The following is a 366-nucleotide window of genomic DNA, read 5'->3' as shown; positions in this document are numbered from 1 at the left end:
GCGTAACGCAGGGAGCACAAGGGACGGCCGCCCTTGCATCATGGGGGCGACCGTCCCTTGTGCTCCTGCTGGAGGCCGTGGCGGGAATCGGACCCGCGTAACTCGCTTTGCAGGCGAGTCCTCAATCACTCGGGCACATGGTCATGTGTACGCGTCGCGCGATCAAGTCGTCGTGGTCGGCTGCTCGACGGCACTGCGGGGCGCCGGAATCGTCGCCGTGGACGGGGCCGGTGCCGTGGTCGTCTCGGTGAATACCGGCTGCGGACGTGGCGGGGCAGGGGCGAACATCCAGCCGATGGACGGTCGGGTCAGTGGCTGAACCAGTCGGCGGACCGGCGGAGAGCCGAGCGTCATCGTCAGCAGGAC

1 tRNA gene and 1 pseudogene are annotated in these 366 nt (G+C 68.3%); both read right to left on the bottom strand.

Going from position 1 to position 366, the window contains the following annotated elements:
* Positions 1–69: 69 nt before the first annotated feature.
* Positions 70–143 (bottom strand) — tRNA-Cys (locus AC1DYK_RS36325).
* A 19-nt stretch (positions 144–162) separates the two neighbouring features.
* A pseudogene (locus AC1DYK_RS36320) lies at positions 163–366 on the bottom strand (hypothetical protein); the annotation flags it as partial.

The sequence above is a fragment of the Variovorax sp. P2_H12 genome (assembly GCF_056403395.1).
The sequence above is the reverse complement of the archived record's forward strand: the minus strand, read 5'-3'. Positions and strand labels throughout refer to the sequence as shown.